23 protein-coding genes are annotated in these 25,736 nt (G+C 64.4%); 12 read left to right on the top strand and 11 right to left on the bottom strand.

The genetic code is table 11. From position 1 onward, the window contains the following. Nucleotides 1–160 precede the first annotated feature (160 nt). Nucleotides 161–3,625, bottom strand: a complete 3,465-nt coding sequence (locus tag KF838_07415) for a hypothetical protein (GenBank protein ID QYK49675.1) — start codon at nt 3,623–3,625, stop codon at nt 161–163. Between the two features lie 406 nt (nt 3,626–4,031). Further along, entirely contained in the window at nt 4,032–5,042 is a 1,011-nt protein-coding gene (locus KF838_07410; protein QYK49674.1) for a hypothetical protein, read from the bottom strand. 95 nt (nt 5,043–5,137) lie between these two features. Here KF838_07410 and KF838_07405 point away from each other — a divergent pair, with 95 nt between their 5' ends. The 4 genes from KF838_07405 (at nt 5,138) to KF838_07390 (ending at nt 9,127) form a co-directional block, all read left to right on the top strand. After that, nucleotides 5,138–5,941 (top strand): type III pantothenate kinase, encoded by an 804-nt coding sequence (locus tag KF838_07405; GenBank protein ID QYK49673.1) that lies wholly within the window; start codon nt 5,138–5,140, stop codon nt 5,939–5,941. Between the two features lie 2 nt (nt 5,942–5,943). After that, complete coding sequence (locus KF838_07400) at nt 5,944–6,912, top strand: 50S ribosome-binding GTPase (protein ID QYK49672.1); 969 nt, start codon at nt 5,944–5,946, stop codon at nt 6,910–6,912. 108 nt (nt 6,913–7,020) lie between these two features. After that, entirely contained in the window at nt 7,021–7,911 is an 891-nt protein-coding gene (locus KF838_07395) for a hypothetical protein (GenBank protein QYK49671.1), read from the top strand. Nucleotides 7,912–7,921: 10 nt separating this feature from the next. After that, entirely contained in the window at nt 7,922–9,127 is a 1,206-nt protein-coding gene (locus KF838_07390) for an RluA family pseudouridine synthase (protein QYK49670.1), read from the top strand. Between the two features lie 21 nt (nt 9,128–9,148). Here the strand turns inward: KF838_07390 and KF838_07385 are convergent, their stop codons facing one another. From KF838_07385 to KF838_07375, 3 genes are all read right to left on the bottom strand, one after another. Continuing rightward, nucleotides 9,149–10,042 (bottom strand): hypothetical protein, encoded by an 894-nt coding sequence (locus KF838_07385; protein QYK49669.1) that lies wholly within the window; start codon nt 10,040–10,042, stop codon nt 9,149–9,151. A 68-nt stretch (nt 10,043–10,110) separates the two neighbouring features. Further along, nucleotides 10,111–10,746, bottom strand: coding sequence for a YceI family protein (locus KF838_07380; GenBank protein QYK49668.1), 636 nt, complete (start codon nt 10,744–10,746; stop codon nt 10,111–10,113). 265 nt (nt 10,747–11,011) lie between these two features. Beyond that, a complete protein-coding gene (locus tag KF838_07375; protein QYK49667.1) occupies nt 11,012–11,641 on the bottom strand; it encodes a Fe(2+)-trafficking protein in 630 nt (209 codons plus the stop codon). Between the two features lie 78 nt (nt 11,642–11,719). Here KF838_07375 and KF838_07370 point away from each other — a divergent pair, with 78 nt between their 5' ends. Beyond that, nucleotides 11,720–12,709, top strand: a complete 990-nt coding sequence (locus KF838_07370) for a dihydroorotate dehydrogenase (GenBank protein ID QYK49666.1) — start codon at nt 11,720–11,722, stop codon at nt 12,707–12,709. Between the two features lie 184 nt (nt 12,710–12,893). On the opposite strand, the gene atpD is transcribed toward KF838_07370, so the two are convergent. After that, nucleotides 12,894–14,333, bottom strand: coding sequence for a F0F1 ATP synthase subunit beta (gene atpD, locus KF838_07365; GenBank protein ID QYK49665.1), 1,440 nt, complete (start codon nt 14,331–14,333; stop codon nt 12,894–12,896). 344 nt (nt 14,334–14,677) lie between these two features. Here atpD and KF838_07360 point away from each other — a divergent pair, with 344 nt between their 5' ends. Then, a complete protein-coding gene (locus KF838_07360; protein QYK49664.1) occupies nt 14,678–15,274 on the top strand; it encodes a hypothetical protein in 597 nt (198 codons plus the stop codon). Between the two features lie 97 nt (nt 15,275–15,371). Further along, entirely contained in the window at nt 15,372–16,208 is an 837-nt protein-coding gene (gene pgeF, locus KF838_07355; protein ID QYK49663.1) for a peptidoglycan editing factor PgeF, read from the top strand. Nucleotides 16,209–16,253: 45 nt separating this feature from the next. On the opposite strand, the gene KF838_07350 is transcribed toward pgeF, so the two are convergent. Beyond that, on the bottom strand, nt 16,254–16,745 hold the full coding sequence (locus KF838_07350; GenBank protein ID QYK49662.1) for a GNAT family N-acetyltransferase: 492 nt from the start codon (nt 16,743–16,745) through the stop codon (nt 16,254–16,256). Nucleotides 16,746–16,862: 117 nt separating this feature from the next. Between KF838_07350 and KF838_07345 the strand changes: the two genes are divergently transcribed. The 3 genes from KF838_07345 to KF838_07335 all read left to right on the top strand — a co-directional run bounded on the left by KF838_07345 (nt 16,863) and on the right by KF838_07335 (nt 19,969). Beyond that, nucleotides 16,863–17,627, top strand: coding sequence for a hypothetical protein (locus KF838_07345; GenBank protein ID QYK49661.1), 765 nt, complete (start codon nt 16,863–16,865; stop codon nt 17,625–17,627). Nucleotides 17,628–17,708: 81 nt separating this feature from the next. Next, nucleotides 17,709–18,893, top strand: a complete 1,185-nt coding sequence (locus KF838_07340; GenBank protein QYK49660.1) for an aminopeptidase P family protein — start codon at nt 17,709–17,711, stop codon at nt 18,891–18,893. Nucleotides 18,894–19,147: 254 nt separating this feature from the next. Beyond that, nucleotides 19,148–19,969, top strand: a complete 822-nt coding sequence (locus KF838_07335) for a hypothetical protein (protein ID QYK49659.1) — start codon at nt 19,148–19,150, stop codon at nt 19,967–19,969. 341 nt (nt 19,970–20,310) lie between these two features. On the opposite strand, the gene KF838_07330 is transcribed toward KF838_07335, so the two are convergent. After that, complete coding sequence (locus KF838_07330; GenBank protein QYK49658.1) at nt 20,311–21,300, bottom strand: DUF58 domain-containing protein; 990 nt, start codon at nt 21,298–21,300, stop codon at nt 20,311–20,313. A gap of 108 nt (nt 21,301–21,408) precedes the next feature. Next, a complete protein-coding gene (locus KF838_07325; GenBank protein ID QYK49657.1) occupies nt 21,409–22,173 on the bottom strand; it encodes a 3D domain-containing protein in 765 nt (254 codons plus the stop codon). Nucleotides 22,174–22,570: 397 nt separating this feature from the next. Between KF838_07325 and KF838_07320 the strand changes: the two genes are divergently transcribed. After that, nucleotides 22,571–23,362: a sulfite exporter TauE/SafE family protein gene (locus KF838_07320; protein ID QYK49656.1), complete on the top strand. Its 792-nt coding sequence runs from the start codon at nt 22,571–22,573 to the stop codon at nt 23,360–23,362. A gap of 267 nt (nt 23,363–23,629) precedes the next feature. Continuing rightward, nucleotides 23,630–24,460 carry a zinc metalloprotease HtpX gene (locus tag KF838_07315; protein QYK49655.1) on the top strand — a complete coding sequence of 277 codons (831 nt, stop codon included), beginning with the start codon at nt 23,630–23,632 and terminating at the stop codon, nt 24,458–24,460. A 21-nt stretch (nt 24,461–24,481) separates the two neighbouring features. Here the strand turns inward: KF838_07315 and KF838_07310 are convergent, their stop codons facing one another. Further along, a complete protein-coding gene (locus KF838_07310; protein QYK49654.1) occupies nt 24,482–24,778 on the bottom strand; it encodes a hypothetical protein in 297 nt (98 codons plus the stop codon). 23 nt (nt 24,779–24,801) lie between these two features. After that, on the bottom strand, nt 24,802–25,521 hold the full coding sequence (locus KF838_07305; GenBank protein ID QYK49653.1) for a hypothetical protein: 720 nt from the start codon (nt 25,519–25,521) through the stop codon (nt 24,802–24,804). Between the last annotated feature and the right edge of the window lie 215 nt (nt 25,522–25,736).

Genomic DNA, 25,736 nt, shown 5'->3' with positions numbered 1-25,736 from the left:
GCATCTCCCAACTGATCAACCGCCGCGGCGGGTTGCCGCATCCCCATCATAGTGCCCCCGAACCGTTGGGGCATGAAAACACGCAACGAGAAAGGGGCGACCCGCTCGGGCCGCCCCCTTTGTTTGATTCACACCGGGGTTCGATTCACACAGGCATCTCTCAGCCGGCCAGACCAGCCCGCGTCGCATCGCCCAGACCCGGGAAGTTGCGGTCCTCTTCCTCGTTCTGGATCAGGATCGTCGGCTTGAGCAGGATCAGCAGCGTCTGCTCTTCCGTCGTCTCGATGCGGTTGGTGAAGAACCTGCTGATGATCGGGATCTTCGAGAGCACGGGCACACCCGTCTCGACCTCGACCTCGGTCAGAAGACGCTGCCCGCCCAGCAGGATGGTCCCCTGGTCCGGCACCGAGACCGTCGTGTTGACGGTCGTCGCCGTGATGGTCGGCAACTGAACGAACGATTCGACGCTCGAAGAGCTCACCAGCTGGCCGCCCGCGACCGCTGTGACCGCACGCTCCGCGAAGCCGTCGATACGGGCAAGATTCGTGCGGACGTTCAGAGTCACATACCGGCGATCCGCCGAGACCGTGCCGTCAACGTCGAGCAGCACACCCTCGGACACTGCGCCGACAGTCGGATCGAAGCCGACCGCCGAATCGCTCGTCACAGGCGTCAAGTCAGAGATGAACGCCACCTGCGTCGCCACAGAGATATTCGCCCGCTGACCGTTCATGAACGTCAGACGCGGGGCAGTCAACTGCACCGAGCGACGATCGGCCTGTGTCGCCGTCACAAGGAAGTCGACCTGCACATCGTCAAGGAACTGCCCCGCAATGCCGAGCGCGGGGGCCGCACCGATCACCGCGCTGCCGACGCTGCCCTCGGGCAACGCGCCGCTCAACAGGCCGCCCGCAAGGCCGAGCGAGTTCTGTCCCGCCCCGATAGGTGACCACGAGCGAGGATTGACAACGCCCTGGCTTGTGCCGGTTGCTCCCGTGACGTTGCGCTGCAACCCGCCCTGCCCGAAGTTGAAGAAGTCGCTGCCTTGAATCGTCGGGTCGTTCGCCTGTGCAGCGCGAACCTGGTTGTTGTTCGAGTTGAAGTACACGTCCAGATCGAAGCCGATCTGCTCGAAGAAGCCCGAGGAAACCAGCAGGAATCGGGTCTCGACGTTGATCTGAAGCGCCCGCTGCTCACGCAGCTTGCTCAGAAGGCCGCCGATCTCGCGATGGTTCCGGGCCGTGTTCGTGATGATCAAGGAACCCGCGAGCGGCTGGATCCGCCCCGTATCGCCCCCGTTGTCGGTCCACCCCTCGAAGTCGATGTTCTGGGTGATGATGTCGATGATCTGCTGGCGACGCTCCTCCAGCGGGAGCCGAGTATCGTTGTTGTCGTTGTTCGTGTTCTGGAACGGGCTCTGACCCCCGCCGCCGCCGCCGCCCTGGTTGCTCTGTAGCACCTGAGACAGATCGAACTCGGGGGCGTTGTCGAAGTCAGGCACCTCGATCAGCAGATCGCGGATGTCGTAGATCGCCAGAATCGTGTTCTTCCGCAGCGCCTCGTCCGAAGCAATCTGCAGAATCCCGTCATTCACAGCCCACGCGGCGCGGCTCAACCGATCGGGGCTCACCTTGTCCAGCACACGGTCAAGCACAGTGCGGATCGGCACGCGCGAAAGGTTCAGCGAAACCGGGGCGGATCGATCGACGCCGATCTCCTCCAATGAAGCCCAATCGACGTCGATATTCAACTGCGAGATCGCCTCGACGAACTGCACCACCTGCTCGATCGTCGCATCCGCAAACCGCGCCTGCTGAACAGTCTGATCGAGCTTCGCCAGAACCGACTGGTTCTCCGGCGGCTCGCGGAACGCCTGCATCTCGCCCCGGCGGAAAGAGATCGAGGGCCAGTCGCTCGGGTAGTTCACGATCGAGGCACCGGGGATCTGTGCCGCTTGCTTGTTGTTCAGCCGCATCATCGCGTGGGTCAACTCTGCACGAGACTCCAGCTCGTTGAACTCCTGATAGATCATCAACGCAGTGATCACGTCCTTGAGAAGAAGTCCCGAAGGGCTGATCGGATCAAGGAACAGGATCTGATCAACGACCTGCAGGGCCTCCTTGTACTTCATCTCCATCTGCAGCGCACGCACGCGATCGATGTGCTCACCGATCTTGCGATCGCGATCCAGCGTCCTCGCGCGGGCCTGTTCATCCGCCTGACGCTTGAGGTCCGCCTCGCGACGCTTGATGTCGTCAAGCCGCAACTGGTCCTCGGTCTTGCCGATCTTGTCGAGCAGCGAAGTCGTCTGAGCCATCAGCCCCTCGTACTCGCTCTCGGCGAAATACTGGCGGGCCGACTTCAGTGTCAACTGGGCCTTCAACGCCTGAAGTCTCGCCTCGGAGACGCTCTGCGTTTGCAGCGAAGCGCTCGACTGCGACATCAGGTTGTTGAACTCGGCCAGCGTCGCCTGCTTCGCGAATCGATTGGTCTCCAGGGCCGACTGGATCAGATCCTGCTCAGGACCGACATTACCGCGCAGCAGCAGCCGCGTCTCGGTCAGACGCCCGTCAACGTGGCGAGACTGGTCCGCAGAAAGCAGATCCCGATACTCGCCCTGAAGCCGCGCGTACTTGTTCGCGGCCTCGTTCAGCCGCCGCTCAGTAAACGCCAGATCCGCCTCCGCAAGCATGCTCTGCGCCTCGAACATCCTCGCCTGAGTGATCAGATCGGTGCTCGAAGGAGGAGGAGTCGCAGGCGCCGCCGCCGCCGCCGGTGCCGCCGGTGCCGGTGCCGGTGCAGCAGCCGGAGCCGGAGCGGGCTCAGCAGCAGGGGGCGTGCTCGCAGGGGGCTGCGATCCCGGCTGCGCGGGCTCGGGCGTTCCAGATCCGTTCACCGGCGCAGGGATGTCATCCCGACGCTTCACAACGCCCGGCTGCAGCATGCCGAGCGACACAACATCGGCATCGATCAGCGAGCCCGATGCATCCTCATGCTCGATCACGAGGGCCTGAGCACGATCCAGAGCCGCTGAATCAGCCGGAGACAACGCAACGCCGCTCCGAAGCACCGAACCGATCAGAGACTTCGCACGCGCGTAATCACGGATCGCCATCGCTTGCTCGATCTCGATCATCGCCGTCGGCACGCGATCCGCCACCCGCTCACGCTTCGAGCGAACCACCTCAAGGACCTCAAGCGCGGACTCGATCTGTGTGTCGGTCGCGCCAGGCAGGTTCGCGATCGAGCCCGCGCTCCGCTCCGCAGCCGCAAAGTCGTCAGCCGCCAGCGCCGCCTCCGCCTTCTGCAACGCCAGAGCCGCAGGCGTCAGCCCGCTGATCTCTTGGTTCAGCCCGGCCAGCATCTCGAACGCACGCGCTCTCTCAGGATCAGAGAGCGATCGCCCGGCATCACGCCCGACAACCGCCATGATCGTGTCACGCGCCTGAACCAGACGCCCTTCCGAACGCAACACCGCTGCCCGATCAAGTGCATCGATCGTCGCGGCGGTTGCAGGGGGCTCCCATGCAGCCGCCGAAGCGAACGGAGCCAAGCCAGCCGCGCTCGCGAAGGCGCTAGCGGCGACGATCAGAGAGCGTACCGAACGGTGCTTCACCACGTGCATGCCGATCTCCAAGACCATGCGAAGAAAGAAGGGCGGAACAACAGGGCCAGTGCAGAACGCGCTGAGCTGCTGAAAGCGAGACGACGACGAATCCAACGACGAGAACGCAAGTCGCGTACACGCCGGGGCCGGGGCGCAACGAACGCCGCCCGGGTATGGCCCTCGCCCGGGGACGGGAAAGATAACCGGGGTCCTTAGCGAACGCAAACCGCTCGTGCGCGGAATCGTGCTTTCGGATCCCCAGCGGTCCTTCGCGCGCCAGGTGGACGGCCCTTCGCTCGGCAAAGCCGACCGGTTCCGCCTGTCCCAGTGCATTAGGGAATCATCCCGATCAAAATTCCAACGAAGCCCCCGCCGACTCACCCGCCATACCCACCATGGCACTCTGAACAGGCAAAGTGCCGGGTCAGGGCAGCCACCGGAAGAAGTACACCGTCGGCGTATCTGCCGCGGAAGGGTCCAGCCGATCCACCTTCAACTCCGCCAGCAATTGGTCCAATTCCTGCTCGGTCACACGATCGGCAAAGACCAGCGATGTCTCTCGATCCAGATCCTCCCCATCCGCCACCTGCTTCAAAACCTCATCCAGCGCAAGGTCTTCCGCCTGCCCAAGACAATCCGCACGCACGATGAGATCAGCATAACTCCATGGTATATCAAGAGATGGGCTCGTTCGCACCAGGCATCGCCACGGACAAAGCCCAAGATCCCGACCCTGATCATCAACATTCGTCTCCGGATCGACATTGAGCGTCAGCCGCCACTCGTCCCGAAGGTGCTCAACGACCTCATCCGCCGTCAAGAGATCCGGCCGGTCGTCCGGCGCAACCAGCACCCCCCTATGTTCGTGGGCTACCGCATCCGCCCCGGCCGGCTCCTCGACCTCCGCCAGATCAAAAGCACCCAGCAACCTCTCGATCCGCTCCTGCATGAGCGGCTCGGCCCGCACCGTCACGATCTTGTGCTCATCCACAAACACATAGAAAAACGGATCCTCGGACATCGCCCCGAATCCGCACAGCCCATCCTCGTACAGGTAATCCTCGTACCGGCGTGACGAATCCATGAACTGGTCGAGCGGGACCAGCTCATACGCCACATACGGATCGATCTCCCTGAACGCATCATGCCCGAGCACATCCAGGATCGGGAACACCCGCCCCGGCATCATCAGGAAAAGCGAGTTGCACAACGATCGCAATCGGTCCGCACCGATCACGATGTCCCACACATACCGATCCGGCCACTCTTCCCACTCGCCCGAGCCGTCATCCGTATCCGCCGCTTCAAACAGCACCTTGTACCCCATCCGCGAGGTCACCGGCTCGATCGGATACACCCCGAGTGGGAACTTCAGCTCCCCGACCTCGACCCGTTCGATCGTCCGATCCGCCTGCGTGCTGGGTGGCTTGGGCAACGTGCTGGACTCCGTAGCGCGTCAAACGCACGCGCTTCTCACGCCAACTGTACCGCCCGCATCGTCCCGCGGCACCCCTGCATACGCTGGCCCGGATGAACGACCCCCTCCAACTCGCAACCCTCGCCGTCGGAAACACCCGAGCCAGAATCGGCCTCTTTCAGGGTGAAGAACTCCTGGGCGCGCATTCCTTCGCCTCTACGGACGCCGCCGGAATCGTCGAGTGGCTCGCATCGCAGCAACGCCGAGCCGCTCACTGCCCCCTCCTCGTCGCATCCGTCTACCCCGACGCATCAGAGAAGATCCTCGCCGCCTGCCAGGATCTCGCGTGGCTCTCGCCCCATCTTCGCATCGGGCGCGACGTCCCGATCCCCATCACCGCAAACGTCCGTCACCCCGAGAAAGTCGGCCAAGACCGCCTCCTCTGCGCCATGGCAGCGTGGGCGAGCACCGAAGGTCCCTGTGTCATCGTCGATGTCGGCACCGCGACAACCGTCGATTACATCGATGCCGAGGGTGTCTTCCAGGGCGGCGCGATCGCGCCCGGAATCCGCATGATGCTCGACGCCCTCTCTCGCGGCACCGCCGCCCTCCCCTCCCTCACCTTCGACGCCGAACGCATCGATGCCGAACCCATCGGAAAGGACACCGAGCACGCCATGACCATCGGCGTCGCCGAGGCCACAAGAGGGCTCGTCTCACGCCTCGTCGAGCGGTACGCAGGCGTCATCGGCGCCTATCCCCGCGTCGTCGCCACAGGCGGCGATGCCGGCGCGATCTTCGCCTCCGATCCCATCGTCGAGCACATCGTCCCCGATCTGCAACTCATCGGCATGCGCCTCGCCTTTGAGGCGCTCATGCACGACCACGAGAGTGATCACCCCGAAGCCGAGGGCTGAGCGTGCCCGTCCGCGCCTACTCCCAATCTCCGCGAGGGCTCCCCGGAGCGATCGCCCTCTTCAGACTCGACGCAGACTCCGAACGCGAACTCGACGCATGTCTGGAGCAGATGGGCTCTCGTCCAGTCCGCGCAGGCCAAGCTCGTCTCTCGACACTCCACCAGGGACATCAGGCCGTCATCGCGCGCTGGACACCGACCGAAGCACACCTGATGCCCCATGGCGGGATTGCTGTCCTCAAGCAGGTGGCATCGATCATCAGGCACGCGGGTGCCGATCTCCTCGAACATGAACCGCTCCGTCCGGACATGGACGATCCCGCCCCATTCCTCGAATCCGCGCTCGCCCACGCCGCGAGCCCCCTCGCGATCGACCTCCTGCTCGACCAGCCAAGACGCTGGAACCTCTCGCCGCGCGTCGATCTCACGCCCGCGCACGCCTCCATGCTCCGCCATCTCCTGGAGCCCGCGCTCGTCGTCGCCTGGGGACCTCCCAACGTCGGCAAGTCAACGCTCCTGAACGCCCTCGCGACGCGCACACTCGCGATGACATCTCCCGATCCCGGCACCACCCGCGACCACGTCGGCGCGATGCTCGATCTGGGCGGGCTGGTCATCCGCTACCTCGACACACCCGGCGTGCGCGATGATGCCCATCCCGCCGAGGCCGAAGCCATCGACATCGCACGCTCACTCGCCCAGACCGCGGACCTCATCCTCTGGTGCCGCGACGCCTCCTCGCCTCGCGTGCCCCTCCCGAAGACCACCGCAATCGTCCTGCCCGTCGATCTCCGATCCGATCTCGGCACGTCACAAGGCCCCGAGGGGATCCGCGTCTCGGCCTTCGATCCTCACTCCATCCGGTCACTCGCCGCAGCGATCCGCCAGACGCTCGTTCCCGACACCGCGCTCGCCGATCCCGGTGCTTGGGCCTTCTGGAGAACACCACCCCGCCCCCAACCAACCCACTAGCCCTCACGTGCGAGCGCCCCTCACCCCTCACGCATGCCGACCGAGCGGTGCCGCCCTATCCTTCTCATTCAAGCCATCGCAGTCCGCCATCTACCAGGGGCACTCAACGTGTCGATCGATCAAAGACACACGCAGATCCGTGAGAAAGCCGGTCTCGAAGAGTCGCGGCTCAATCAGGAGTTCATCGGGTTCCTCCAGAAATGGAGCACCCCGATCATGGCCGTCATCGCCGTTGTCGCGCTCGGCTACATCGGCCTCGGAAAGCTCAAAGAACAACGCCTCGCCAAGATCGACGCCGCGTTCCGTGAGTTCCAGAGCGTCTCCCTCGGCGGCACCCTCAACGCCTCCCCGGATTCGCTCCTCAACGTCGCAGAGGCCTACGACGATGTTCCCGGCGTCGCGGTTCTCGCTCGGCTCGGTGCCGCCGATGCACTCCTCCAGTCCATTCGCACCGGGCTCCGCCCCGGCGCGGTGCTCAAGCCCGATGGCACGGTCGAGTCCGATGGCGACACGCTCTCAGATGCCGAACGCGAGCGATACCTGGACCGCGCGGCACAGATCTACCGAACCGTCCTCGACAGAACCCGGGGCGTCGCTGGTCAGGAAATCCACGCGATCGGCTCCCTCTACGGCCTCGCCGCCGCCAGCCAGATGCGGGGCGACACCGCAGCCGCGACCGACGCGCTCGAACAGGTCCGCTCCATCGCCGGTCAGGCCGGCTTCGAACTCCACGTCCGCATCGCCTCCGATCGCATCGAAGCGATCCGCAATCCGGTCAAACCCGCCGCGCTCGTCAGCCGATCCGAACTCCCTCAGACGCTCCCGACCGTCACGACAACCCCCGGTCTGACGCTCCCGATCGGCGAAGACCCGGTCACGCCTCCCGACGCGGACGAGTCATCCGATCCCGACTCCCCGGCGGACCAGCAGGCAGATCAGCAGGCCGACGAGCAGGCCGGCGCCGACGCCCCGCCCGACTCGACGGGCGACCCCAAGTAGTTGATGACCGATGCCCGAGAACGCGCCCAAAGGCAACCATCCCTCCGCATCTGCCGAGGCCGATGAAGTTGTCAGCACCAACGCGGGGCTCATCCTCCCGGGCGGCAAGGTCGATCCCGAGGCGATCCAGCGCGCCATCGACTCATCCGGTGCGCCGGACGACGACTCCGAACTCCGGCGTGTCGTCTTCACGCTGCGCCGCGATCTCAAGTCCCGACTCGACAAATACCTCACGACGCGCATCACCTTCATGTCGCGCAACCAGCTCCAGAAGCTCATCGATGGTGGGGGAGTCGCCGTCAACGGACGCCAGCCCAAGGCCTCGACCGTCCTCCGCGCTGGCGATGTCGTCGAGGTCGTCGTCCCTCCCCCGCCCACCGGCGTCATCAGGCCGGAGGAGATCCCGATCGATGTGCTCTACGAGGACGATGCGATCATCGTCCTCAACAAACGCCCCGACATCATCGTCCACCCCGCCCGCGCCGAGCACTCGGGCACGCTCGTCAACGCCCTCGCGTGGCATCTCCGCAACCGATCATCGCTCGGAGGCGATCTCTCAACCGTCGGCAACGAGTTCGCTCGCCCCGGCGTCGTCCACCGGCTCGATCGACACACATCGGGCTGCATCGTCTTCGCAAAGTCGGACGAGGCCCACTGGAAACTCGGCCACCAGTTCGAGCATCGCCGCGTCGACAAACGCTACCTCGCCATCGTCCAGGGAAACGTCGAGCCCCTCGTCGATGTCATCGAGGCGCCCATAGGACCGCACCCCTCGCGAGAGAAGGGCTATCGAGAGAAATACGTCGTCCGTCACGACGAACTCGGCAAGCCGTCGGTCACCATCTGCCGCGTCCGCGAACGCTACAGGTTCAACCGACGCGCCGTCGGCGATCAGGACTTCTCACTCGTCGAACTCGAACTCAAGACCGGCCGAACCCACCAGATCCGCGTCCACCTCTCCCACACCGGTTATCCGATCGTCGGCGACGATATGTACGGCGGCCGATCCTTCATCGACCACAGCGGCGCCACGCTCATCGCCCGACAGGCGCTCCACGCCGCGACACTCGGCTTCAACCACCCCATCACCGAGCAACCCATGCGGTTCACCTCACCCTTGCGAGGCGACATGGGCGATCTCATCCGCGCGCTCCGGAACGCCGATCGCGTAGAACGACTCGACCCCCCCGGCGCAACCGTCGATGTCCAGATCTGATCCCCGAACGACCCGTTCACCTCAGTATCCGTAAGGGCTCGCGTCCTTCGCCGCAGAATACAGCGCGAAAGCCCAGCCGGCCGCCCCTGCGGTCATCGCAACAACCGCAATCCACGCCACCAGACGCCGCCCCGCGCCCCCGAGTGCAATCCGAGAGCACCCCGCCGCAACGAAGGGCAGAGCCGCACAAAGCACAAGAGCACCGATCGCAGGCCGTGCCGACAACTGCCACGTCCCGACCAGCAGGTACGCCAGCACCGACAAAGCGACCGCATACGCACCGACGCCAAGCGTGGCTCTCCGCTTCCACAACCCCAGAATCGCCGCCGACGACATCGCCGCCACCAGCCCGCCCGTCGCCTGCGCGTACACACCGATCGCAGAGAACAGCATCACAAGACTGCACCCAAGCAACGCGATCGCCAACATCCCGGGCGTGCCATATCCAGGCGATGCACGCTCCGACCATCCGAGCAGCATCGACGCCGAAACCGTCCACACCCCCGCGCCCGCGGCCACGCCGATCAGCAGCGCCGTCGAAACCGCGTGCGGATGCAGCGCCACAAGCACCGCATACGCGCCGAAAGCACCCGCACTCGCAGGCATCGCCAATCCCGCCCGCTTTCCCCAGAGCCCCAGTCGGCCCGTGCCCAGCACGCCCATCAGCATCACCAACCCGAGCGAGACCACGAGCACAGCCAGTCCTCGCTCCGACGCATTCACGGGCCACAGGTTCGCATGCTTGTTCGACACGATCGACGCCGGGATGAACGCCAGCCCGACCGCCCACGGCGCAACCCACCGCAACACGCCGGCCGCACGATCTCGAAACACCACCCACGGCACGCCGAGCAACACCAGCGCAATCACGCCCGGCAACACGCCGCCGATCAGGAGTTCAGAAACAGGCGGCATCGATTCACCCCCGACCAATCAGTCGTGACCGAATCGCGGGCGCGACCGTCAGGCCGCGCCCGCGTCATTTACTGCTTGACAGCCTCAATGCCGATCATCAGACGCACCTCGTCCCCGACGCCGGGCAGGTACTTGTTCATCCCGTACTCGCTCCGCACGATCGAGAACGTCGTCTCGAATCCCGCGATGTCCTTCCCGTCGCGGGTCTTCCCGTTGCCCGTGTGCTCGAGCGTCACCGTGATCGGCTTCGTCACACCGTTCAGCATGAACTCGCCCGCAACCTCGAACGACGAATCGCCCGAACGCTTCACGCTCGTGCTCTTGAAGGTCGCCCGGGGAAACTGCTTGGTATTGAAGAAATCCGGGCTCCGAAGGTGATCGTCGCGATTCTTGTTCGCGGTGTCCACCGAGTTCGTGTCAACGTTCACCTTGATGCCCGTGACGCCCGATGACGCGTCATACGTCACCACACCGTCCATCGTGTTGAAACGCCCGTAGTTGTACGCCGCTTCATTGTGCTTCACGCGGAAGATCACCGCCGAGTGAACCGCGTCGATCACGTAATCGCTCGACGCCGCCGACTCCACCGCCGAGGCCTCCACGCCCCGCCCAACGCCCGTGGTCCGCACTCCCGCGGCAGCCATCATCGCCGCCGCACCCACAATCGCAACCCCGATAATCCCGGTCCGCATCAGACTCGCCATGTGTCATTCTCCCAGTTCGTGTGATCAATTCCGGCTGGCGTGCGCCACAAACAGCGCAGACACCCCTGCCGATGAGATGAATCTGTTTCAACAAGTGTTACAGCCCCAGCCCCGAAATGGTTCATTCCCGCCCTTCCTGTTCCGTCCCAATCTTCCCCCCGACGACACCCACCACCTCGCGCATGTGCCTGAATGACAGGGCGTTAGGTACGTCTGAGGCATGCCTTTGTGGCACTGTTCTTCACAGAGCTGATCGGACGCACCATCAGCTCCGGATCGCCGCCAGCACCTCGTCATCGATCCCGAGATACTCGCGCATGTGGCGGTCATACGTCTCGTTATCCTCATCCCGCGAGAGATCCAGGCGCAGCTCATTGATCACCTTCGTCCCCTGCCCGATCCACTGATCGAACGTCTCCTTCGAGATGTTCTCAAAGATCCACTGGCCCACGGGACCCTTGAACGGCGGGCGAGCCATCTTCGTCCCCGGCTTCCCCGTCCGCTTGCACACGAACGACCCCTCCGCGCCCGCCGCCGCACCCGCGCTTGTCGCCGGCGCCGTCACCTCAGGCACCGGACGCCCGATCTGCTTGAGCATCGCCCCCATCGCGTTCTTCGGCAGAAGATCCCCACGCGTCGCCGCCGCCACATACCCCTTCGTGAGCAAGTCCCCCGCCTCCTCACTCCGCCCGGCCTTGATCAGGGACTCCCCCGCAAGCTGATACGCCTTGCTCATCGAAGGATTCAACGCGATGCACCGCGCAAAGCTCGCAGCCGCATCCGCGTGCCGCTCCGACTGCGCGTACGCGCTCCCGAGCGAGAAATGAGCCATGTCATTCTCAGGGTCGGCCTGGACCATGTTCTCGAACTGCGCGATGCGTGCGGCAAGATCCATGCGTGTGCTCCAATGCTGCTGCTGGTAGTTCGATGCTATGGCCCGTCGGGGCCTTCCTGCGCTGCTTACGCTTGGCCGATGGCCAAAGGCCCGACCGATCCGATCCTCAGGACCGATCTCGCGGGGCTCACCCTGCGCAATCCGGTCATTCTGGCCGCGGGCACCGCCGGCTACCTCGACGAGTTTCAGGACGCCCTGAACCTCGGACGCGTCGGTGCCGTCATCGGGAAGTCCATCACGCGCCTCCCGCGCGATGGCCACGAGACCTGGCGCATCATCGAGAGCGACTCGGGCATGCTCAACGCCGTCGGGCTCGCCAACATGGGCCTCGACGCCTGGTCGCGCGACCTCGCCCCCTCCATCGCGAACCGCGCCGCCGCCATCGGGCTCGCGCCCTTCGGCTCCATCTCCGGCTTCTCGATCGACGACTACGTCGCCGTCGCCGAAGCGATGAACAAGACCGAGGGCCTCCCCGCCGTTGAGATCAACGTCTCCTGCCCCAACGTCCACACAGGCACCTCCTTCGGCGAATCTCCCGACATGCTCCGCGACCTCATCGCCGAACTCCGCGCCACCCTCACCGCGAAGCGCATGATCGTCAAGCTCTCCCCGCTCGTCTTCGGGCCGATGCTCGACATCGCACGCGCCGCGATCGAGGCCCGCGCCCGCCCCGGAGGCCCCAACAACACGCCCGGAGCCGACATCCTCTGCATCTCCAACACCATGCCCGCCATGGCCATCGATGTCGAGTCTCGAAAGCCCCGCCTCAGCAACACCACCGGGGGCCTCTCCGGTCCCGCCATCCACCCCATCGCCGTCCGCCTCATCCACCTCGTCTACAAAGATGTCGCAAAGCCCGCGGGCATCCCGATCATCGGCCTCGGCGGCGTCCTCCGCTGGCAGCACGCCGCGGAGTTCATCCTCGCAGGCGCAACCGCAGTCGGCATGGGCACCGCCCTCTTCGTCGACCCCCGAAGCCCCATCAAAGTCGCATCCGGCCTCGCCGATTGGGCAATGCGACAGGGCGTCGCCGACATCACACAACTCGTCGGTGCGATGTCCGCCTGACAGACCAGTGAACGCTTGACAGCCGCTGAACGAAAGATGCATCAGGTTCAAAGAAAGAGCCCCACGCACTCGCATGGGGCTCTCCAGAACTCATGATAATCTGCCTTCGTGCCTTCGTGCCTTCGTGCCTTCGTGCCTTCGTCACTCCGTCACTCCGTCACTCCGTCACTCCGTCACTCCTCTCTCACCCCTTCATCTTCTCCGCCTTCGCACGCGCATCATCCAGCGTGCCGACGTACATGAACGCACCCTCGGGCAGGTCATCACCCTCGCCGTTGCACAGACGCTCGAACGAGTCGATCGTCTGCTCAAGCGTCGTGTACACGCCGCTGAAGCCCGTGAACTGCTCCGCAACGAAGAACGGCTGCGACAGGAATCGCTCGATCTTGCGGGCCCGCGCCACGGTCTGCTTGTCATCATCCGAAAGCTCGTCAACGCCGAGAATCGCGATGATGTCCTGAAGGTCCTTGTACCGCTGCAGAATCCGCTGCACCCGCTGCGCCACGCGATAGTGACGCTCGCCGATGATCCCCGGATCCAGGATTCGCGAGTTCGATGCCAGCGGGTCGACCGCCGGGTAGATGCCCTTCTCCGCGATGCCGCGCGCCAGCGTCACGAACGCGTCAAGGTGCGCGAACGCCGTCGCCGGTGCCGGGTCGGTCAGGTCGTCGGCCGGCACGTAAATCGCCTGCACCGACGTGATCGCGCCCTTCGCCGTCGAAGTGATCCGCTCCTGCAATTCGCCCATCTCCGTCGACAGCGTCGGCTGATAACCCACCGCGCTCGGCATACGACCCAGCAGAGCCGACACCTCGGAACCCGCCTGCGTGAAGCGGAAGATGTTGTCCACGAAGATCATCGTCTCCTTGCCCGACGAATCACGGAACTCCTCCGCCATCGTCAGACCCGACAGCGCGACACGCAGACGCGAGCCCGGCGGCTCATTCATCTGCCCGAAAACCATCGCCACCTTGTCGAGCACGTGCGCCTTGTTCCCCTTCTCGTCCGTGTACTCCGCCTCCTTCATCTCGCGCCAAAGGTCGTTGCCCTCGCGGGTACGCTCCCCCACGCCGCAGAACACGGAGTACCCGCCGAACTCACGGGCCACGCGTGCGATCATCTCCTGGATGATGACCGTCTTCCCGACGCCCGCGCCACCAAACAGGCCGATCTTCCCGCCTCGAACGAACGGACACAAAAGGTCAATGACCTTGATGCCCGTCACCAGAATCTCCGTGTTCGGGTTCAACTGCGCGAACTCCGGCGGCGCACGGTGGATCGGGCTCCGCTTCACACTCGCCGGAACCTCCGCACCCATGTCGATCGGCTCGCCCAGCAGGTTGAACACGCGCCCGAGCACCGCCTCACCGACAGGCACCGCCACCGGAGCGCCCGTGTCCTGGCACTTCATGCCGCGCTTCAGACCGTCCGTAGAACCCAGCGCAACCGCGCGCACACGCCCGCCGCCCAGGTGCTGCTGAACCTCACCGGTCAGACGCAACGCCCCGACCGGGGTCTGCTCGCTGATCTTCACCGCGTTGTAAATGTCCGGGAGCTGGTCCTCGGGAAACTGAACGTCGAATGTCGAACCGATGACCTGCGTGATCGTGCCCGTGGTGGCCATGTTGACTCCTGCTGTGTCAGCCCACCCGGTTCCTCCCGGCCCGAACGCAACGCTCGGGAGCAGGAGGGGAGTGGGGGGATAGGGGGTCCGAATTGAGGGCCAAACAATAGACCCCACCCCACCAAAGGGCCAGACCCCGAACGCACCAACCGCTTCCATCCCGCACCCGCACCCCGCCGACCTATTCCCCGATCTTCTGCCCTTTTTGCGCCGATCGCTGGCATCTTCTCAAATCCGAGGCACATTACTCCCGGAGGCAGCCGCACCAGCGGTGCGCCCTGTCCCTATGCACCCCGCCCCATCCCCCTCCGGATCGGGCGTTCCGTCCCCGGGAGGTCCGCAAGATGCTTCGCTCCCCACACACCGCCAGGCTCGCTCTCGCTCTCGCCGGCCTCGCCTCGCTCCCCGCGGCTATCGCCGCCGCCGCAGACAAGATCGGCTACTTCCCCGAGTTCCTCATCACCGCACCAGAAACCGTCAACGACCCGCTCGTCGTCCTCGGCCCGCCCGACGACCGCTACTTCGGGCTGGGTGAAGACATCGTCATCTACACCCTCGGTGCCTGGCGCGTCGTCGACCTCCCAGGCCCCGATCTCAACGTCTACGAGGCCGACTTCGGCGCGGTCGAGTTCAACCTCATGGACATCCTCGTCTCCAACGATCGCCGCGAGTGGGTCTCCCTGAAGCCGACCATGGCCGCAGCCGTCAAACTCGTCGGTGATGAACGCCACAACAGCGCAACCCACCGGAGATCCTTCGACCTCGCCGGCTCCGGACTCTCAGAAGCCCGTTTCATCATGATCCGAGGACTCGGCACCGGCCCCGCGAGCGGCACAAACGGCTTCGATCTCGACGCCGTCGGTCTCATCAACTGGACAGTCCCCGCACCCGGCACCCTCATCGCCATCGCAGGACTCGTCGCACTCCGCCGCCGACGCTGAGTCACACTCCCTGACTCCGTGACTTCATGACTCCGTGACTTCATGACTCCGTGACTCCGTGACTTCCCGTCTCTCTCCCCCCGCGTACGGTCTCTCCGTGCGACCGCTCCTCCTCCACTCTGACGCGCTCGCCGTGCTCGGCGTCCCGCACGCCTTCTCCACGCGGATCGGCGGCTACTCCGTCGGCCCTTTCGCCTCCCTCAACTTCGGCAACCCCGGCGACCTTGCACAGGACCGCCGTGATCCCCCCTCCAACATCGCCGCCAATACCCGACTCGTCCTCGACGCAATCGACGCATCCAACCGCGAGGTCGTCCAGGTCCATCAGGTCCACGGCCCCGATGTCCGCATCGTCCGCACGGGCGGCCCAACACACGCCCCCGAATGGAACGGAAACGACACCAAGGCCGACGCCCTCGTCACCGACGATCCCGCCCGCATCCTCGCCATCCGCATCGCGGACTGTGCGCCCGTGCTTCTCTCCACGCGCGATGGCCGCATCGTCGCCGCCGTCCACGCCGGATGGCGAGGCGTCATCGCAGGTGTCGCCCCCCGCGCTGTCGAGGCCATGCGTTCCCTCGCCGCCGACTCGCACGCCCATGACACCGAGATCATCGCCGCCATCGGCCCCTGCATCGGCTTCGATTGCTTCGAAGTGGGGCCGGAAGTCGCCGCCGAGTTCACGCGCGTCTTCGGCGATGCCACTCCACACGTCCGACCGCGCGAAACACACCCCGGCAAGTTCCTCGTCGATCTCAAGGGCGCGCTCTGCGAGCAACTCAACCGCGTCGGCATTCCCATCGTCGATCTCCTCCCGCACTGCACAGCCACATCCACCGACCCCGCAACCGGCACGCCCCTCTTCTTCTCCCATCGCCGCGATCACGGCCTCACCGGGCGCATGGTCGGGCTGATCGGGCCTCGCTCCGATTGAACGGCGTCGCCCACATCGAGATCCGCCGGCCCCGGAAAATCGCGATCACGCCGCCGGCTCATCGAGCGGCATCAGCATCTCCACCACGCACGGCCTGAACCCCTCACGCGCAAACAACGCTCGCGCCTGCTCGTTGAATACACCCGTGTGAAGCCGCAGCTGCCTCACCCCCATCGCTCGATAGCGACGAGCAACCTCCCGCACCATCGCGCCGGCGATTCCCATCCTCCGAAAGCCGGGGAGAACATACAGGTCATGGATCCACCCGCACTCCGGAATCCAGAAGATCGTCACCTCCGGCTCGATCGTGCAGACAGTGAACGCGACGGTCCGCTCGTCGACGCACGCCACCAGGAAGACGCTCCGCGAGTCGGCCGCGCGCTCCGGCAGCCATCGCTCGTACCGCTCGATCACGTCGTCCACAACCCTGAACCGCTGAGGATCCCGACTCGCGTGAAGGTCACACAACTCGCGAACCAGGGGCAGCGCCTCACGCACGTCCCCCTCAACACCCGGACGAACAACAAAGCCGTGCATCCCACACCTCCCTCACGCCCATCGGATATGAAAAAACCGCCTCCCGACTGTACCCGTAACGCCCGTGACACCGACAAGACCGCCGCCGGTCAGTTACAATCGCCCCAGGAGGTGGCTATGCCGCTGAGGCGATCGAGCATCATCCTCAACCTCGGTCAAGCCGAAACGTGGAACTCCGGACTCGCGAACGAGTCCCTCGAACCCACAGGCGAACTGAAGTACGAGGCAACGTTCGACGCCATCCCACCCCTCATGCTCCCGCTTCGAGCACAGAGCCCGCTCCAGCGCGAACGCGAACTCGAACAGGCCCTCTCCGCGATCCTCCCGACCTCAGAGCCAGAAGAAGCCCGCGTCCTCCCTCTCGATGTCGAGGTCTGCATCCCCGTCGCCGAGTCCTCCTGGATGCCCCACGCCGCGTTCAGGATCATGCGCGAATGGACGCACCGCCTCGGGCGTCCCGATGCACGCTGCATGGTCTGGAACATCAGGTCGGACCGGGACCAGAGCCACGGCTGCGGCGTGCTCTGCTGGAACGGACAACTGCTTCTCAACCTCACCGGATACGCCGTCGAGTGCCTCGTCAATAACCACGATCAAGGCGTCATGAACTCCTGCCCCATCCGCAAGGCCAACGACGGCGCGATCGAACTCCTTCTCGAACCCGGATTCTGGAACGACGTCGCCGTCTGCCTCACCAACGCCATCGCGAAGGACGAGAAGGTGCACGCAGTCACGATGTTCCTCCCCGCCGCTGGGCCGCTCATGACCGAGATCCAGATGCAACAGACCGCCGTGATGCTGCTCTCACGCGTCTACCAACTCTGCTTCGGCACGCTCGGCCGCTCATGCCCCGGCTCCGCCATGACACTCTGGAACTCATGAAGACCGCCTCGCTCCTCGCTCTTCACTTCTCGCTGTTCGCTCTTCGCTTTACGCTTTACGCTTCTCGCTGTACCCTTCCCCATGCCCATCCCCAACCTCGCCGATGCCCAGGCCTTCATGCGCTCCGCTTCTATCGACGCCTGGCTCGTCCACGACTTCCGCTCCTCCAATCCCATCTTCAGCGCGCTGATCCCCGACGGCCTCGCCCACCTCACCCGCCGCGTTGATCTCCTTATCCCCTCCCGTGGCGAGCCCACACTTATCACCAGCCACATCGACTCCACCTTCTTCCAGCACATCCCCTTCCCCGTCGTCAAGTACCTCACTTGGAACGAGTACCACGCCGCCCTCCGCGCCGTGCTCCAGGGCCGACCCCGCATCGCCATGGAGTACTCACCCTCCGGCGAACTCCCCGTCATGGGCATCGTCGATGCCGGCACCATCGAACTCGTCCGATCCTTCGGGTCCGACGTCGTCTCCTCCGCTGATCTCGTTCAAACAACCATCGCCCGCTGGTCCGCCGATGCCGCCGCCACCTTCGAGCAAAGCTCGCGCGAAGTCGCCGAAGTCAAAGACGAGTGCTTCGCCTACATCCGCGACACGCTCGCCGCCGGCAAGCCGCTCACCGAGTACATGGCCCTCGAACGCATCCACGAGGGCTTCCGCCGCCGGGGACTGGAATGGCCCGACGGCCCCATCGTCGCCGCCAACGCCCATGCCGGCGACCCACACTTCGAACTCACCCCCGCAAGCAGCATCCCCATCGTCAAGGGCGACTGGGTCTTGATCGACCTCTGGGCCCGACGCCCCGGAAACGACAACCCCTTCTGCGACATCTGCTGGGTCGGCTCGTGCGGCACACCCACCGAGCGCCAACAGCGCGTCTTCAACACCGTCAAAGCCGCACAAGCCGCCGCCGTCTCACTCGCGCAATCTCGCTGGAAGTCCGGCACACACGCCCAGGGCTGGGAAGTCGACAACGCCGCCATGGCCGTCCTCCGCAACTCCGGCATGCACACCGCCATCCGTCACCGCACCGGCCACTCCCTCTCACGGGGCGCCAAGGTCCACGGGCTCGGCGTCAACATCGACAACACCGAAACCCACGACACCCGCGCCCTCCTCCCCGGCGTCGGCTTCACCGTCGAGCCCGGCCTCTACTTCGATGACTTCGGCGTGCGCCTGGAAATCGACGTCTACGTCGATCCCGATACAGGCCCGCGCGTCATGACGCCCATCCAGCAAGACATCATCCGCCTCGCCTGAACCCTCCCATCGTCAGCAGTCGCAATCCTGCGTCCGCACCCTTATGGAGCCGCGAGCGGTCAAGATGCAGCGTGCTCGCAGGCCGCAGGCCTGAGAGTGGACAGCCGTGGGTAAGGTCGCCGAAGGCGACCGCAACCCACGGAATGAGTCCGCAAGCGATCGCACCCCGCGAGGGGTGCAAGTCTCGTCGCGAACGAGCATCCTCGAAACCCTGGTCATGAACCCCCACACACGCTACCCCGTATGCTGATGCCATGGTCGAACAGGCCGCAAGCACAGCGTCCCAGTGTCCGCGATGCCGCTACGACCTCGCCGGGCTTCCCCCCGACACCCCCTGCCCCGAGTGCCAGCTCCCCGCCGAAGCCATCCGTTCCCCGATGCCAATCGTCATCGCGGAAACCGCACAGATCCGCTGGCTCGCCCGCCTGATTGATGTGCTCGGCGAAGTCCTCGTCATCTGGACCTCGCTGAGTCTCTTGTTCTCATTCGTCGGGCAGTTCTCCGGATACGGCCATTTTCCCCTCCTGAACCTCACGCATGAGTGGGGAGGACGCGCCGCTTGGCTCCTTATAGCGGCACTCATCATCGGAACTGCCTGTGCAGATCGAAGCATGCTCCGACCGCCCTCCTTCAGAAGAGTATGGTGGCTGCTGGCAGCCGGACTCGCGAGCACCATCTACTCGCTCGCACTGATCCTTGTCGCCCGAATCGCAGGGCTTGTCGGCAATGCTGTCGGCATCGTCATGTTCATTATCCACTTTGCCGCATCGCCCATACTCGTCCTGACGAGTGTCTACTTGTCTCGCGTGGCAACTGCCGCGGCCGAAGGACGATTATCCCGCAGACTCCGAGTTCTCGCGTGGATTCTGGGCGCGTTCCTGGTTGCGGCTTTCGGGCTCGATCTGGCATGGATGCTCGAACTTGTCCAAGCGTGGCTCTGGGCAGGAAGCAAGTGGTGGGGCCAATACGTGTCCATGAGCTTCCACCTCGCCCTCGGCCTCTTCGCCGTCCGCCTCGCCCGCCATCTCCGCGGCCCGGTTCTCGCCGAAGCAACCCGTGTCCGCGGGAAGCCCTGACCCTCGATCGCCTCTTTCCGCATTCCCCTCTCTGTGCTCTCCGTGTCCTCTGTGCTGAATGTCTTCGCCTTGCCTGTCTCGCGGCACGACCCGATCAATCTCCGCGGCCCTCCGCGGCCCTCCGCGTTGAAACTCTTTCCCCCCGCGTTGGCACGCTTTCCCTCCGTGGCCCTCCGTGTTCTCCGTGGTGAATGTCTTTGTCTTGGCTGTCTGCGGCACGACCCGATCAATCTCCGCGGCTCTCCGCGGCCCTCCGCGTTGAAACTCTTTCCCCCGCGTTGGCACGCTTTCCCTCCGTGGCCCTCCGTGTTCTCCGTGGTGAATGTCTTGTCTTCTCTTCTCTACCCAACCAACTGCCGCGCCCGTAGCGACCGCAGCACCAGCTCATCCGCCGTCACGCTCGTCGGTGTCAACAGGTGCGCGATCGACCTTGCCGCGCACGCTTTCACCAGCCCCGTCTGATGCGCCTCAAAGTTCCGTTTGTACCGCCGGATCACATCACCCGTGATCGTCACCTCCGCCGCACGCCCCGACTCCGCATCCATCAGACGCAAGTCGCCGACCAATCCCTTCTCCACCATCGTCTGCGGCTCAATCTCCCCCGGCGAAAGCGTCTGAATCACGAACGACTCGAACCCCGCGCTACCGGCCAGGTACGAAAGCCCCGCGCTCGCGCCCTCCAACGGCAGCAGCATGTCCGAGATCAGCACCACCACGCCCCGCCCGCTCCGCGATCGCGCAATCGTCCGCATCGCACGCTCGAAAGTCCCCGCTGCTGTCACGCCATCTCTCGACGCGCCGACACCCCGCCCTGCCCCATCCCGCGCGCTCTGCAGCAGGAACTCACCTAGCCGCTCGATCGATGTCCTTCCCCGCAGCGCCCGCATCACCCGCGCCCGCCCATCCGCATCCGCCCCATACGACGCCGCGATCACCCGTGCCCGGTTCACCAGCCCCACATACCCGAGCGCCATCGCCATGCGATGCGCAGCCAGCAACTTGCTCGGCTCCCCAGCGTTCATCGATGCGCTCGCATCCACCACCAGATACAGCGCCAGATCCTCATCCTCTCGAAACAACTTGATCACCAGCCGCTCAAGCCGCGCCAGCACATTCCAGTCGATATGCCGCAGATCATCCCCCGGCACATACGGCCTGAAATCGTCAAACTCCACCGATCGCCCGCGCCGCCTCGAACGCCGCTCGCCCGGCAGCTTCCCGCCGAACACCTTGCGGCTCAAAAGATCCACCCGATCCAGACGCGACAACAACTCCTTCCCTAGAAGGTCGTCGATCGTCTCCAGCCGAGTTGTATCTTGTCCGATCAGCACGCCAACATGCTAGCGGCATCCCACGCCCGCGAACTCACGCGTATCGCCCCTTGCCTTCATGCCTTCATGCCTTCGTGCCTTCATGCCTTTATGACTTAGCGACTTCCGTCACTTCGCCTTCCCCTCGCGCGCCTTCCGGGGGTTCGGAGCGGGCTTGCCATCCGCGTACCCCCACACCGTCACCGTCACCGTCTTCTTTCCCCACCTGAGCGCCTGCTCATGCGTCGGAAACAAGAGATCCAGCCGATTCCCCTTGATTGCACCACCGCAGTCCAGCACAGGAACAACATTCCCACCGTCATACCCCGGCACTGTCAGCATCGAGCCATATGCCAGCACCCGCGGATCCGCCGCAACCAAGCGATGCGCATTCGTCTGCACCGAGTGCAGCGTCGCAGTCCGACCATCCGCGTACTCACCACACGATCGTGCGTCCGGCGAATATCCGGTCACAACCATCCGCATCGTCCTCACAGGGCGAATCGGACGCCCGTTGAAGAACCTCGTCCCCAGAGGCCACAACTCCGCCTGCTTCAACTGCTCGCGCACGCGTGATGCAGCGAGCACAGCCGTGCCTTCCTCCTTCACCTCAGCCACAGACGACGCGACAACCTCCGGCACGTGCTCAACAACCGTCACACCCCGTGCCGACACATGCCCCTTCGCCACCGGCAGATGCGCAAGCTCCGCAAAGTCCACCTTGTCAACCGATGCCAGCGGCACAGGCGAAATGTTCGCGTGCCGCGCTTCCTTCATCGCAATCGCAGATCCCGCCGTCAACACAACCGCCCCGACGCATGCTGCGCCATGCAGCAAACGCCTTGCGATCACCTGGGGCATCGTCCCCGGTGTGCGGCCATCATTCTGTACCAACTCGCTGCTCCGACCGACTCCAGCCAAACCCGCAACGCCTCGAACGCCTGACCAGCCCTGGTCGCGTCGGGCCAACAAAGAGGCCCGTCGGTCGCTGCGGGCAACTGAAGCCCGCTCCGGAAGCCGACCCCATCCAATAGGGCCAGCGGAAAGTGAAGACAAGACTATACCCTTGACCCAACCGTGGATCATGCAACACCCCATTCTGGACGTTCCTAGAATGTTCGGGTCCAATGAGCAGGGCGAGCCACCACGCCGCCCATCAATTCACTGGTCCGAACAACCGACCCGTCGTTTATCTGTCCGTTGCCCCTTCCTTGTCCACACGCCGAGTGCCCTCCACTGACAACTGTCTGTCAGTGAGCACACCAGCGCCACACTCGGAGAATAGCCGCAAGTGACTTACCTGCAAGCATTTGAAGCGGTCCTTGTCGGATTGGGTGCCGGTTGTATCGGTGGTATCGCTGGTATCGGCGGAAGCATGGTCATGCTTCCGGGCTTGTCGCTGGTTTTCGGAACTTCACCCGCCTCCACCCACCACCTCTACATGGCCGCCGCCATGGCCGTGAACATGGCCGTCGCCATACCCGCGGCCAGAAAGCACCGCCAGGCAGGCGCCGTCAGGTCCGATATCGTCCGCCGTGTCCTCCCCGTCATGGCCATCGCCATCGTCGCCGGCGTCCTCCTCTCCAACCTCATCGACGGCTCGTACCTTCGCCTCGGGCTTGCTGGCTTCATCTTTCTCTACACGCTCGGCACCTTCATCGCCCTCGCACTCCGAAAGCCCGACCACTCCGGAACCCGCGAGCGCATCTCCACCCCGAATCTCCTCGCCATCGCCATCATCGCCGGGCTCCTCGGCGGCCTCCTCGGCATCGGTGGGGGAGTCGTCATGGTCCCCGCTCTCCAACTCCTCTGCCGCCTCCCCCTCCGCCAGGCCATCGGCACCAGCGCGGGCATCATGTGGCTCACCGCCCTCATCGGCGCAACCCTCAAACTCGCCACCCTCCACACCCACGACCAATCCGTCACGCACGCACTCCTCCTCGCCCTCCTCATGACACCCGGCGCGATCATCGGCGCACGCATCGGCGCATCCCTCGCTCACTCACTCCCACTCCCCATCGTCCGAGCCATCATCGCCACCATCCTCACCATTGCCGCTGCCAGAATGGCAGACCTCTTCTGATGCTCTCTTGGTGGCACCGCTCTCCAGAGCGGTGTTCCTGAAGAACCCCGAGCTGACACTTCCTCTCACGCTTCTCTCCGTGACCCTTCCGTGTTCTCCGCGATGAATCCCCCCGCAACGCAATCCACCGCCCACTCATCCAACGAAGAGAACAGCGAACAATCGCGCCGCACAGGCGTACTGCAAACCGAACGGGCAACACGCCGACACCCGCGTTGCCCGGAGCATCCGAACACGGATCAATGGTGTCAAAGGACTCGAGCAGCCATGACCGTACTCACAAACAACTTCAAGACCGCCATCCTCCTCGGCGGCCTCATGGGCCTCTTCATCTTCGTCGGCTCCATGTGGGGCCAGCAGGGGATGATCACTGGCCTCATCTTCGGCGGCATGATGAACGTCATCGCATGGTTCTTCTCAGACAAAATCGCCATCGCCTCCATGCGCGCCCGCGAAGTCACCGCCGAAACCGGAGGCGACTACTACCGCATGGTCGATGAACTCCGCCGCCGCGCCGGCCTCCCCATGCCCAAGGTCTACATCTGCCCGCACGACGCCCCCAACGCCTTCGCAACCGGCCGCTCGCCGCGCAAGGCCGCCGTCGCCGTCACGCAAGGCCTCCTCCAGGTCCTCGACCGCGACGAGCTCGAAGGCGTCATCGCCCACGAACTCGCCCACATCAAGAACCGCGACACCCTCACCTCCTGCATCGCCGCAACACTCGCAGGCGTCCTTGCCTTCATCGCCCAGTGGGGCATGCTCCTCGGTGGCGGCCAGAACCGTGGCTCAAACCCCCTCGCCATGTTCCTCACCATCATCCTCGCCGCCGTCGGCGCCGCCCTCATCAAGGCCGCCATCAGCCGCTCACGCGAATACGTCGCCGATGCCCATGCCGCCCAGATCGTCGGCTCCCCACGCGGCCTCATCTCCGCCCTTCAGAAAATCGAGATGTACGCCAAACGCATCCCCCTCGTCCAGCCCAACCCCGCCCAGAACAACCTCTTCATCATCGAGCCCTTCGGCGGCAACGCCGCCATCCGCCTCTTCGCCACCCACCCGCCCACCGAGAGCCGCATCCGCGCCCTCATGAACGGGTGAAATCAAGCGAGCAGGAATTGGTCAGCGGTATGCTTCCACGGTGCGAATCGTACCTTGCACCAGCATCGATCCGGTCCAGAACTTCTTGAGTCCTGCCGGGGGATGTGTACCCGCGACGATCAACTGGGTCGTCGACGGCATGGGACGGTTGTTGTCTTCCTCGAACTCGGTGCGATTGACCACGATGTGGTTCCGATCCGTCGCGACGACGCAGTCACGAAACCACGAGAAAGATTTGGTCTCTTCGTGATTCACCTCCGCGCTTGTCTGCTGGATCGTGAATGTTGCGGACATATCGACGTAATAAGTGCTCATCATGGGCCTCCCTTGGCAGTGGTTGTTCAAGGCGCTATCAGGCCGTTCTCCTGAAACACATTGTGCAGCACTTCGAGCTTGTCATCGCTATCGTTCGCACGCCTCCAAGTGATGAACCAGTCCCGCGCGCCGATGCCGCTCGCATACGCCTCGGGCGGGATCGTTTCGCCGGAGGCCTGTGCGAAGGCATCCAGGACGGCCTTGAGGGCTGCCGCGTCAAGGTTGGGAACGCGGTTTGCGATCGCGACCGAGACGCGCTTGCTCTTCTCGATGGTACTCTCAGGGGTGGGAGTAACAAGCGAGGTGCGCACGTTGTCAATCTTGACCTGCGCCCTCGATTCCTTCTGCCCGGCGTCCTGCTGGATGGTCTGCAATCCGCCGAGGAAGGTGCCCGCGTGGTAGTAGTCGTCGAGGTCGGCGAGCGCTCTGGTCAGCGGATAGTCGTCGTAGTTCTCGCTCACCAGCCCCTCGAGAATTCTTGCCCGCACAACCTTTCGTTGCGCGTTCATGGCGGCATACAGCGCCTTGACCGTCTGCTCGTAATAGAAGTGCTTGTCGTACGACGCCTTGGACCCTGTGACTCCTGCCGAGATGCCTGCGAGGATCCGCGTGGTGCCGCTGGGATCGAGCAGGGCTCCGGCCGTGTTGAGTCCGATGACGGTGACATCCGCCGCGAGATCGCCCGACTGCTTCTGTACCACGAACTCACGAACAAAAATCTTATAGTTAGCGTCGATCAGCGCCATGCGACCGTTGACAATGTCGTCACGGTCCTTCTTTCGATCCGCTTCCGGTTTCGTGTAGTGATCCGTGATGCGCGTCGCGGGCGCGTATTGTGTCTCCAACGCTTTCAAGTCGGCGGACTCATTCTCCGACCGCTTCGGGAAACCGCCCCGGGCACTCGCGCATCCCTGCACCATGGTCAGCAGACACAACGCAACAGCAAAGAACGTCGTGACAC

It is taken from the genome of Phycisphaeraceae bacterium (assembly GCA_019454185.1).
Classification (GTDB): domain Bacteria; phylum Planctomycetota; class Phycisphaerae; order Phycisphaerales; family UBA1924; genus JAHBWV01.
The sequence above is the reverse complement of the archived record's forward strand: the minus strand, read 5'-3'. Positions and strand labels throughout refer to the sequence as shown.